This is a genomic window from Alsobacter sp. KACC 23698 (genome assembly GCF_045348435.1).
GTDB lineage: Bacteria > Pseudomonadota > Alphaproteobacteria > Rhizobiales > Beijerinckiaceae > Alsobacter.
Window position 1 is genome coordinate 2,674,583 of sequence record NZ_CP157484.1, and the last position, 11,507, is coordinate 2,686,089.

Below are 11,507 nucleotides of genomic sequence, written 5' to 3' on the forward strand. Positions count from 1 at the left end.
GGGAGCGCGCCTATTCGGCGGCGACCTTCGCCGCCTGGTTGCGCTCGGCCCGGGCCTGCGCCTCCACGACGGCCAGCGCCGTCATGTTGACGACGCCGCGCGCCGTCACCGAGGTGGTCAGCACATGGGCGGGCCTCGCCGGCCCGATCATGATCGGGCCTACGGGCAGCGCGTCCGCCAGGATCTTGGTGAACTGGTAGGCGGCGTTGGCGGCGTCGAGATTCGGGAACACCAGGATGTTCGCCTCGCCCTTCAGGTTGGATTGCGGCAGCTTGCGCTCGCGCACCATCTCCGACAGCGCCGTGTCGCCCTGCATCTCGCCGTCCACTTCGAGCTGCGGCGCGCGCTGGCGGATGAGGTCCAGCGCTTGGCGCATCTTGCGGGCGGACGGCGTGTCGGCCTCGCCGAAATCGGCATGGCAGACCAGCGCGATCTTGGGCTCGATGCCGAAGCGCGTCACATGCTGGGCGCACAGCACCGCCGTTTCGGCGATCTCCTCGGCGGTCGGATCCGGCCGCACATGGGTGTCCGCCAGGAAGTAGTGGCCCTTCGAGGTGATCATCAGCGTCATGGCCGAGAGGCCCTTCACGCCCGCGTCGATGCCGATGATGTCGCGGATCAGGCGCAGCTTGGACTGGAAGCGCCCCTCCAGCCCGCAGATCATCGCGTCCGCGTCGCCGCGGATCACCGCCACGCTGGCGATCACGGTCGTCGACGTCCGCACCAGCGTGCGCGCGGCGTCCGGCGTGATGCCGCGCCGTCCCGCCACCTCGACCAGGGTCGCCACGTAGTCCCGGTAGCGCGGATCGTCCTCGGGATTGACGACCTCGATGTCCTGGCCGGGCCGCAGCGACAGCCCGTAGCGCTTGCAACGCGTCTCGATGACGGCGGGCCGGCCCACCAGGATGGGCGTGGCGATCCCCTCCTCGATGGCCACCTGCGCGGCGCGCAGCACCCGCTCGTCCTCGCCGTCGGCGTAGATGACGCGCTTGGGCGCCTCCTTGGCGGCCGTGAAGATCGGCTTCATGACGAAGCCGGAGCGGAACACGAAGCGCGACAGGTTCTCGTCATACGCCTTGAAGTCCTCGATGGGCTTCTTGGCGACGCCGCTCTCCATGGCGGCGCGCGCGACGGCCGGCGCGATGCGCAGGATGAGGCGCGGATCGAACGGGCTCGGGATCAGCGATTCCGCCCCGAAGGTCGTGACCTCGCCGCCATAGGCCCGCGCCACCACGTCGGACGGCGCCTCGCGCGCCAGCCGGGCGATGGCCTCCACGGCGGCCTGCTTCATGGCCTCGTTGATGGTGGTCGCCTGCACGTCCAGCGCCCCCCGGAAGATGTAGGGGAAGCACAGGACGTTGTTGACCTGGTTGGGATAGTCCGATCGCCCGGTGCAGATCATGGCGTCGGGGCGCACCGACTTCGCCTCGGCGGGATCGATCTCCGGATTGGGATTGGCGAGCGCCAGGATCAGCGGGTTTGGCGCCATCTGGGCCACCATGGCGGCCTTCAGGACGCCGCCGGCCGAGAGGCCGAGGAACACGTCCGCGCCCGGGATCACCTCGGCCAGCGTGCGCGCCTCGGTCTTCTGCGCGAAGATCGACTTCCAGCGGTCCATCAGGGCGGCGCGCCCTTCGTAGACGACGCCCTCGATGTCGGTGATGAAGATGTTCTCCCGCTTCGCGCCCATGGACACGAGCAGGTTGAGGCAGGCGAGCGCAGCCGCCCCGGCCCCGGAGGTCACGATCTTCACCTCGGCGAGTTGCTTGCCGGCGAGATCGAGCGCATTGCGCACCGCCGCCGCCACGATGATGGCCGTGCCGTGCTGGTCGTCATGGAACACCGGGATGGCCATGCGCTCGCGCAGCTGCGCCTCGACCTCGAAGCACTCCGGCGCCTTGATGTCCTCCAGGTTGATGCCCCCGAAGGTCGGCTCCAGCGCCGCCACCACGTTCACCAGCCGGGTGACGTCCTTTTCGTCCACCTCGATGTCGAACACGTCGATCCCGGCGAACTTCTTGAACAGGACCGCCTTGCCCTCCATCACGGGCTTGGAGGCGAGCGCGCCGATGTCCCCGAGGCCGAGCACCGCCGTGCCGTTCGTCACCACGGCCACGAGGTTCTGGCGCGCCGTCAGCTCCGCCGCCTGGGAGGGATCGGCCGCGATCGCCTCGCAGGGCGCGGCCACGCCGGGCGAATAGGCCAGCGCCAGGTCGCGCTGGTTGCCGAGCGGCTTCGTGGCCTGGATCTCCAGCTTCCCCGGCTTGGGGAGGCGGTGATACACGAGCGCGCCCGAGCGCAGATCGTCCGACATGGTCGACATGTTCGAGGCCATTGGCGCGACATTCCTCCTTGGACGGGCGTTCGTTCGGGCGCCCGGCGGATAGCTTTCGGACGCCGACCCTAGCGCGGCGCCTTGCCCCGGTCACGTCCCCGTGACGCCGAACACCTATTCCGTCGGTGAAAGATTGCCCGCGCCGGAGGCTTCCGCGGCCTGCCCGGCCCGAATCTCGTCGCAGAGCGCCACGACCTGCGCGGCGTCTGCGCTCTGGAGCGCCGGGATCAACCTCGCCAGCGCGGCCCGGTCGAGCTCCCACCACCGCGTGCGCAGGAGTTCAGCCGCCAACGGCTCCTCGAAGCGCAGGCGGATCAGCTTGGCCGGGTTGCCGCCCACGATCCCGTAGGGCGGCACGTCCCGGGTCACGACCGCCCGGGCGGCCACCACCGCGCCAGGCCCGATGGTCACGCCGGACATGATCGTCGCGCCCGACCCGACCCAGACGTCGGCCCCGATCGTGACGCCGCCGCGCGACGTGTGATAGGGCGCGCCCTCGGGCGCCTCCGGGAACAGCTCGCGCATGCCCGAGAACGGATAGGTGGTCACCCAGTCGGTGCGGTGGTTCCCGCCGAGGAAGATCTGGATGTTGTCGGCGAATGAGCAGAAGGGCCCGATCGAGAGGCCCGCGCCGTCGCCCCAGTCGCGCACGCGCACCCGGCCATAGCTGAAGTCGCCGATCGTCCAGCCGCGCTTGGCCGCCTGCTTGGCGAGATGGACGCGGGTGAGATTGTGCGGGTTGGACCAGCGGGCGATCAGCTTACGCATGGGAGCCCCCCAGGCGGCGGCGGCGCCGGCCCCTCATCCGGCCGCTCCGCAGCCGTCGTCTCCCAAGGCGAGAAGGACGCGCTCCTGTGATTCACTCCAGCCCCTCGCGTTTCAGCGCCGTCTCGCCGCGCAGCCAGCCGAGCGCTCCCGCCGCCGAGCCGCCGTAACGCTCCACGAGGGCGCGCCGCAGCGCAAGGGCGCTGAGCGCCGCCTTGGGCATGTTCACGGCCAGCGTGGCCCTGGCGGGGTCCGGCAGCCCGTATTTGCGGCTCACATAGGCGCGCGACCACGCCATGTGCCAGCGGGCGCGAAACACGCGGCCGGGGCTGGCCGCCGTCGAGCCGCCGCGCTCGTGCCGGGCCACGGCGCCATGGACATGCACCAGGGCGCGGCCCGAGTCGGCGACGCGGCGGCAGAGGTCGTCGTCCTCGTAGAACAGGAAGAGCTGCTCGTCGAAGCCGCCGATGTCCAGGAAGGCGTCGCGGCGGACCAGAAGGGACGCCCCCGACAGGAACGGCGTGCAGCAGTCGCCCTCCGGAAGGGAGAGCTTGCCGCCCGGGTTCTGCAGGAAAGGCGCGAGAAGCGACGTCGCCTGGTAGAAAAACCGCCCGTCCGGCTCGATGATCCGCGGCGCCAGCAGCCCGGCGTCGGGCCAGCGCGACGCCGCCTCCAGCAAGGCCGCGACCGCGCCCTCGTCATAGACGAGATCCGGATTGGTGAGCAGGCACAAGGGCGTGGCCGCGGCGCGCACGCCGATGTTCATCGCCCGCCCGAAGCCCTCGTTGCGGGCGTTGCGGATCACTTGCGCGCCCAGCCGCCCGGCCAGCTCCGGCGTGCCGTCGCGGCTGGCGTTGTCCACCACGATGACGCCGACGCCCTCGCGCTTCAGCGCGCCCAGGCAGGCCGGCAGCACGCGGGCGCTGTCATACGTGACCACGATGGCGGTGACGGCGTTCACAGGCGCCTTCCCCCCCACATCTGCATCCGCTCGGCGTCACGCTGTAAGGCGGCCGTCATCCCCGGCCGGAGCGGCGAAGCCGCGGAGGGGAAGGGATCCCAGGGTCCCCCGCCGCAATCCCATGTCGATCTCCGTAGGCCGACGCCCCTGGATCCCCTGCCCGGCGCTGCGCGCCGCCGGGGATGACGGAAAGAACGGGGCACAGGCGGAAACCCGACCGAGCTTCACTTCTCCTGGACGTTCAGCCGGATGTGCAGCTCGCGCAGCTGCTTGGGGCTCGCCTCGTTGGGCGCGCCCATCAGAAGGTCGAGCGCCTGCTGGTTCATCGGGAACAGCGCCACCTCGCGCAGATTCTGCGCGCCGCACAGCAGCATCACCATGCGGTCGATGCCCGCCGCCATGCCGCCATGGGGAGGCGCGCCGTACTGGAAAGCCCGGTACATGCCGCCGAAGCGCTCCACCACGGTCTCCTCGCCATAGCCGGCGATCTCGAACGCCTTCACCATCGCCTCGGGACGGTGGTTGCGGATGCCGCCCGACGCGATCTCGAAGCCGTTGCAGGCGATGTCGTACTGGAACGCCTTGATGGTGGTCGGATCCTGCGTCTGCAGCGCCTCCAGACCGCCTTGCGGCATCGAGAACGGGTTATGCGAGAAGTCGACCTTCTTCTCGTCCTCGTTGTACTCGAACATCGGAAAGTCGACGATCCAGGCCAGCTCGTAGCGGTTCTCGTCCACGAGGTTGAGGTCGAACCCGACCTTGTTGCGGGCCGATCCGGCGAACTTCACGAACTTGTCCGGGTCGCCGGCCACGAAGAACGCCGCGTCGCCGTCCTTGAGGCCGAGCTGCGCCTGGATCGCGGCCGTGCGCTCGGAACCGATATTGTTGGCGATCGGCCCCGCGCCGGCGCCCTCGCGCCACATCACATAGCCCAGCCCCGGCTGGCCCTCGCCCTGCGCCCAGCTGTTCATGCGGTCGCAGAAGGCGCGGCTGCCGCCGCCCGGGCCCGGGATGGCCCAGACGCGGTTTTTCGGGTCCTCGAGCATGCGCGCGAAGACCTTGAAGTTCGAGCCACGGAAGTGCTCGGACACGTCCTGCATCTCGAGCGGGTTGCGCAGGTCGGGCTTGTCGGAGCCGTATTTGCGCATCGCGTCCGCATAGGGGATGCGCGGCCAGGGGCTCGGCGTCACCGGCTTGCCGTCCCCGAACTCCGAGAACACCCCGCCCACCACGGGCTCCACCGCGGCGAACACGTCCTCCTGGGTGACGAAGCTCATCTCCAGGTCGAGCTGGTAGAACTCGCCCGGCAGGCGGTCGGCGCGCGGGTCCTCGTCGCGGAAGCAGGGCGCGATCTGGAAGTAGCGGTCGAAGCCCGCCATCATGATCAGCTGCTTGTATTGCTGCGGCGCCTGCGGCAGCGCGTAGAACTTGCCCGGATGCAGCCGCGACGGCACCAGGAAGTCGCGCGCGCCCTCCGGCGACGACGCCGTCAGGATGGGCGTCTGGAACTCGAAGAAGCCCTGCCCCTTCATGCGCCGGCGCAGCGAATCGATGATCGCCCCGCGCTTCATAATGTTGTCGTGCAGGCCCTGCCGGCGCAGGTCGAGGAAGCGGTAGCGCAGCCGCGTCTCCTCCGGATAGGGCTGGTCGCCGAACACCTGCAGCGGCAGCTCCGCCGCCGGCCCCAGCACCTCGATCTCGGTGACGAAGATCTCGACCGCGCCGGTCGGCAGATCGAGGTTCTCCGTGCCGGCCGGGCGCTTGCGCACCTTGCCGTCGACGCGCACCACCCATTCGGCCCGCAGCTTCTCGGCGTCCCTGAAGGCGGGCGAATCCGGGTCGACCACGCATTGCGTCATGCCGTAATGGTCGCGCAGGTCGATGAACAGCAGGCCGCCATGGTCGCGGATGCGGTGGCACCATCCGGAGAGGCGGACCTCCTGGCCGACGTCGCTCTCGCGGAGCGCGCCGCAGGTCTGGGTGCGATAGCGGTGCATGGGACCGTCCTGAACGATCGCCGCGATGGCGGGCGACATGTCTGCATGGCCGGGCTCCGGCCCGGAAACGTGGGCCGGAAAAACCCACACGCCCCCGTCTTTGTCAAGAAGCGGGCCGGCGCGCACTGGCGTCCCAGGCCCTGCTGCGCTATCAGGGCCAGCCATGCCTTTGATCACCACAACCGACGCCCTCGCCTCCGCCTGCGCGCGGCTCGCCCGCCACCCCTTCGTGACCTTCGACACGGAGTTCATGCGCGAGACGACCTATTACCCGAAGCTGTGCCTGATCCAGCTCGCCAGTCCCGAGGACGTGGTGCTGGTGGATCCCTTGGCGCCCGGCCTGGATCTCGCCCCCTTCCTCGACCTGATGCGCGACAAGGCGGTGGTGAAGGTCGTCCATTCCGGCCGGCAGGATCTCGAAATCCTCTGGAACATGGGCGAATGCATCCCCACGCCCCTGTTCGACACCCAGATCGCCGCCATGGTCTGCGGCTATGGCGACAGCGTCTCCTACGAGCAGCTCGCGCATGACCTCGCCAAGGCGCGGGTCGACAAGTCCTCCCGCTTCACCGACTGGTCCAAGCGTCCGCTTTCGGAGGCGCAGCTCGTCTACGCCCGCTCGGACGTCACGCATCTGCGCGACGTCTACGCCGCGCTTCACGCAAAGCTCGAGGAATCTGGCCGAACCCATTGGCTGGAAAACGAGATGGAGATCCTGACGTCGCCCGCCACCTACCGGGCGCATCCGGAGGACGCGTGGCAGCGCCTGCGCGGGCGCATCCGCAAGGCCAAGGAGTTGGCCATCCTGGTCGAGCTCGCCGCCTGGCGCGAACGCGAGGCCCAGTCCCGCGACGTCCCGCGCAGCCGCGTGCTCAAGGACGACGCCCTGATCGACGTCGCCACCTCCGCGCCGCGGACCCCCGAGGCGCTCGGCCATCTGCGCTCCATCCCGTCCGGCTTCGAGCGCTCCCGCTCGGGCGCAGAGATCGTGGCCGCCGTCGAGCGCGGGCTGGAGCGCGATCCGCGCACGCTTCCGCCGCTGGAGCGCAGCTCGCGCCGCAACTTCAACCAGGCCACGGTGGAGCTGCTGAAAGTCCTGCTGAAGATGACCTGCGAGCAGGAGGGCGTGGCCGCCAAGATCGTCGCCACCGTCGACGACCTGGAGGCCATCGCGGCCGACGACGAGGCCAAGGTCCCGGCGCTGTCGGGCTGGCGCCGTGAACTCTTCGGCCTTCGCGCGCTCAATCTGAAGCAGGGGCGGCTGGCTCTCGCCATCGAGAACGGGCGGGTGGTCGGCGTCGACCGGTAGCGTCGGCCCACGTCTCAGTTACCATGTGTTAATCTCAAGGTTGCAATATCGCGCCGTGGATACCTCTGCGGGAGCGCAGCATGGAACCCCCGGCCGAACTGACGCCGTCGCGAGCCAGGCTGGCCCAGCGCCTCCTGGCCGCCAGTCCTCACCGCGAATTCGCCCTGCGATGCGGGAGTTGCGGCCTGGGGCTGGTGCGCAGCGGCGCGTGGATCCGCCGCCATCCCGTCTTCATGTGCGGCAGTTGCTTCCAGGACACCCCGCTCGATCTCGCCGCGCTGGAGCGGGGCGCCGGGCCGGAACGCGTATTCCGCCGCCGCAGCGAGCCGCAGCGCCTCGCGCTGGATCAGCCGCCGATCCGCGTGCGGCCGGCGCGCTTCATCCGACTGCGATATGGGGCGTCCGGCCGATGATCCGGGCCAGCTGTTTCAGCCGGTTGAACAGCCGGTCGTTGGCGAGGGCGCCGAGCTCCTCCGGCAGCGCCAGTTCCAGCCGCCCCTGCGAGCACGCCAGCGGCGTGCGGGGCAGCACGCCCGGCATGGCGGCCGACACCAGATAGGCCACCCGCATCGCCGCGCCCAGGATCCGGGCGCGGTCGATCATCCGGGTGGAGGCGAGTTCGCGCAGCCGCGGGCTGACCTGGTCGTCCGACAATCCGAGATGACGGTAAGCCACCGCCAGCGCCACATAGGCGCGCCCGGGATGGTCGATGCCGACGAAGCCCGCATGCGCGATGATGTTGAGCGACTGCTCGCCGCGGTAGTCCGGATGCGCGCGCCAGCCGATGTCGGCCAGCAGGCAGGCCGCATGCCGCAGCCGCCGGTCGTCCGCCGTCTCGTCGAGATTGTTGGACGCCATGAACCGGTCGGTCCAGGCGCAGAGCTCCTCGCCGTGGCGGGGCGAGCGTGAACGCAGCACGTTCAGCTCGCGCGCCGTGACCAGCAGCGGGTCCTCGGCGCGCTGCGCCTCGTCCAGTTGCTCGAACAGCAGGCCCTCGCGCACCCCCATGGCGGAGACGATCACCTCGGACGGCTTGGCCATCTTGATGATCTGCTCCAGCACCAGCGCCCCGTAGGCGAGCAGCGGGCGGCGCGCGGCGGAGATCGATTCGATCGAATCCAGCGTCTCGGCCTCCACGCGCTCGACCAGACGGGCGAAATCCGCCGCGTCGCGGGCCGGGATGACGTAGTTGTGCATGACGCGCAGCGGATAGCCGCGCTGCTTCATGTGCAGGCGGGCGAGCGCGCGCCACGTGCCGCCGACGGCGTAGAACGCCCTCCCCCGCGCGGCCTCGATCTGCGGCAGGTCCTCGAAGGCGTCGCGCACCAGCTTGATCGCCTTCTTGATGCTCCCGCCGGACCTGTCCTGCAGCGCCAGCCCGCCGAGCGGCAGGGTGACGCCGCCGCCGAGCTTGTGGCCCTTCACCTCGATCAGCTCCAGCGAGCCGCCGCCGAGGTCTCCCACCACGCCGTCCGGCTTCCAGATGCCTGACACGATGCCCAGCGCCGAGAGCTTGGCCTCCCGCTTTCCCGAGATCAGCTCCACCGGCTGCCCGGTCACCTGCTCGCACCGGGCCAGGAACTCCGCGCCGTTGGAGGCGTCGCGGGCGGCCGCGGTGGCCAGCACCCTCACCTCCTCGATCCGCATGGTTTCGCAGAGCACGCGAAAACGCGCCAAAGCCGACAGCGCCTTGTCCATCGCGTCCTGCGCGAGCCGCCCCGTGGTGAGCACGTTGCGCCCCAGCCCGCAGAGCACCTTCTCGTTGAAGATGGGCGTGGGCGAGCGCGTCAGCCCTTCATAGGCGACGAGGCGCACCGAGTTGGAGCCGATGTCCACGATGGCGACAGGCGCGCCGAGTTTCAGGCGGCCTTGGGCGAGTTCAGGCATGGGATCCCTGTGGTCAAACGTCGGCGGCGCCCGCCAGCACGGATTCCAGGCGGATCCGCTGGGCGGCCAGGCTCTTGGGGCTCGAGCTCTTGAGCGACTTGCCGCGGCCCGAAAGGCTCGGGTTCGTCATGAAATAACGGTGGGCGTTGAAGGGCGTCTCGCCCTCGGCGGGCGAGACCCGCTGGCTCGTCCCGTCCGGCAGCACGCGCCAGCTCTGCTCGTTGTCGAGGAAGTTGGCGAGCATGATCTGGTCCAGCACCTGCTGGTGCACGGTCGGATTCAGGATGGGGGCCAGCGCCTCCACCCTGCGGTCGAGGTTGCGCTGCATCAGGTCCGCCGAGGAGATGTAGAGATGCGCCTTCGGGTGGGGCAGCCCATGGCCGTTGCCGAAGGCGTAGATGCGCGAATGCTCCAGGAAGCGCCCCACGATCGACTTCACCCGAATGTTCTCGGAGAGGCCCGGCACGCCCGGCCGCAGGCAGCAGATGCCGCGCACGATGAAGTCGACCTGCACGCCCGCCTTGCTGGCCTCGTAGAGCGCGTCGATGATCTGCGCGTCCACCAGCGCGTTGCACTTGCCCCAGATCGCCGCCGGACGTCCGGCCTTGGCGTGCGCGATCTCCTCCGCGATGTGGGCCAGGAGCTTCTTCTTCAGCGTCAGCGGCGACACCGCCATGCGCTCCAGCTCCGCCGGCTCGGCGTAGCCGGTGATGAAGTTGAAGATCCGCGCCACGTCCCGGGCGATCACGGGGTCGGCCGTGAAGAAGGAGAGGTCCGTGTAGACCCGCGCCGTGATCGGGTGGTAGTTGCCGGTGCCCACATGGCAATAGGTGACGAGCTGGCCCGCCTCGCGGCGCACCACCATCGAGAGCTTGGCGTGGGTCTTCAGCTCGATGAAGCCGAACACCACCTGCACGCCCGCCCGCTCCAGGTCGCGCGCCCAGCGGATATTGGCCTCCTCGTCGAAACGCGCCTTGAGCTCGACCAGCGCGGTGACGCTCTTGCCGGCCTCGGCGGCCTCCGCCAGCGCCTTCACGATGGGGCTGTCGGACGACGTGCGGTAGAGCGTCTGCTTGATGGCGACGACGTTCGGGTCGCGGGCCGCCTGGGCGAGGAACTGCACCACCACGTCGAAGGACTCGTAAGGGTGGTGGACGATGATGTCCTTCTGGCGGATCGCCGCGTAGCAGTCCCCGCCATGGTCGCGGATGCGCTCGGGAAAGCGCGGGTTGTAGGGAGAGAATTTGAGGTCCGGCCGCTCGAGGCCGACGAGCTGCGACAGGTCGTTCAGCGCCAGCATGCCTTCGGTGAAGAACAGCTCCTCCGGCTGCACGTCGAACTCCTTGGCGACGAACTGGCGCAGGTTCTCCGGCATCGATTCCTCGACCTCCAGGCGGATGACCGATCCGCGCCGCCGCTGCTTCAGCGCCGTCTCGAACACCCGCACGAGATCCTCGGCCTCCTCCTCCACCTCGATGTCGCTGTCGCGGATGACCCGGAAGCCCCCGAGCCCGCGCACCGTGTAGCCCGGAAAGAGCCGCCCGATGAACAGCGAGATCGCCTGCTCCACCGCGATGAAGCGCACCGCGCCGGTCTCGGCGAGGTCGGGCAGGCGGATGAACCGGTCCACCTTGTTGGGCACGCGGATCAACGCGTTGAGCAATCGCCCGTCCGTGGTCCGGAACAGCTCCAGCGCCAGCGAGAATCCGAGATTGGGAATGAATGGGAAGGGATGCGCCGGGTCGACGGCCAGCGGGGTCAGCACCGGGAAGACGTGGTGCAGGAAGAAATCCTCCAGCCAGGCGAGCTCGTTGCGGGTCACCTCCGGCCCGTCCACCAGCACGATGCCCACCTCGAACAGCGCATGGCGCAGCTCGCGCCAGCGGCGCTGCTGGTCGCTCGCCAGCACGGTCACGGCCTCGCCGATGCGGGCGAGCTGCTCGGCCGGCGACAGGCCGTCCTGCGAGAGCTGCACGATGCCGGACTTGAACTGCCCTTTCAGGCCGGCGACCCGGACCATGAAGAACTCGTCGAGATTGTTGGCCGAGATCGACAGGAACCGCAGCTGCTCCAAAAGAGGATGGCTGAGGTTCGACGCCTCCTCCAGCACCCGCCGGTTGAAGTGAAGCCACGACAATTCGCGGTTGATGAAGCGCTCGGGCGAGGCGGTCAGGTCGGCCGCGGGCTTCGCCTCGGAGACGACCGCCGCCGGCATCGGCGTGAGCTCGGCCTGGGCTGCGGCCGGCGCCTTAG

8 protein-coding genes are annotated in these 11,507 nt (G+C 69.5%); 2 read left to right on the forward strand and 6 right to left on the reverse strand.

Annotated features, from left to right (window positions below; all coding sequences use genetic code 11):
- Positions 1–10 precede the first annotated feature (10 nt).
- The 4 genes from ABEG18_RS12420 to aspS form a co-directional block, all read right to left on the reverse strand.
- Positions 11–2,335, reverse strand: coding sequence for an NADP-dependent malic enzyme (locus ABEG18_RS12420; RefSeq protein ID WP_406858368.1), 2,325 nt, complete (start codon positions 2,333–2,335; stop codon positions 11–13).
- A gap of 114 nt (positions 2,336–2,449) precedes the next feature.
- Positions 2,450–3,103: a CatB-related O-acetyltransferase gene (locus ABEG18_RS12425; protein ID WP_406858369.1), complete on the reverse strand. Its 654-nt coding sequence runs from the start codon at positions 3,101–3,103 to the stop codon at positions 2,450–2,452.
- A gap of 91 nt (positions 3,104–3,194) precedes the next feature.
- On the reverse strand, positions 3,195–4,061 hold the full coding sequence (locus ABEG18_RS12430) for a glycosyltransferase family 2 protein (RefSeq protein WP_406858370.1): 867 nt from the start codon (positions 4,059–4,061) through the stop codon (positions 3,195–3,197).
- Positions 4,062–4,285: 224 nt separating this feature from the next.
- On the reverse strand, positions 4,286–6,058 hold the full coding sequence (gene aspS, locus ABEG18_RS12435; RefSeq protein WP_406858371.1) for an aspartate--tRNA ligase: 1,773 nt from the start codon (positions 6,056–6,058) through the stop codon (positions 4,286–4,288).
- Between the two features lie 163 nt (positions 6,059–6,221).
- Here aspS and rnd point away from each other — a divergent pair, with 163 nt between their 5' ends.
- Positions 6,222–7,367 carry a ribonuclease D gene (gene rnd, locus ABEG18_RS12440; protein WP_406858372.1) on the forward strand — a complete coding sequence of 382 codons (1,146 nt, stop codon included), beginning with the start codon at positions 6,222–6,224 and terminating at the stop codon, positions 7,365–7,367.
- Positions 7,368–7,447: 80 nt separating this feature from the next.
- The gene (locus ABEG18_RS12445) at positions 7,448–7,780 is read left to right on the forward strand and encodes a hypothetical protein (protein WP_406858373.1); all 333 of its coding nucleotides are present in this window, start codon (positions 7,448–7,450) and stop codon (positions 7,778–7,780) included.
- Here the strand turns inward: ABEG18_RS12445 and ppx are convergent.
- The gene (gene ppx / locus ABEG18_RS12450) at positions 7,746–9,254 is read right to left on the reverse strand and encodes an exopolyphosphatase (protein ID WP_406858374.1); all 1,509 of its coding nucleotides are present in this window, start codon (positions 9,252–9,254) and stop codon (positions 7,746–7,748) included. The genes ABEG18_RS12445 and ppx overlap by 35 nt on opposite strands.
- 13 nt (positions 9,255–9,267) lie before the next feature.
- Complete coding sequence (locus tag ABEG18_RS12455; RefSeq protein ID WP_406858601.1) at positions 9,268–11,469, reverse strand: RNA degradosome polyphosphate kinase; 2,202 nt, start codon at positions 11,467–11,469, stop codon at positions 9,268–9,270.
- Between the last annotated feature and the right edge of the window lie 38 nt (positions 11,470–11,507).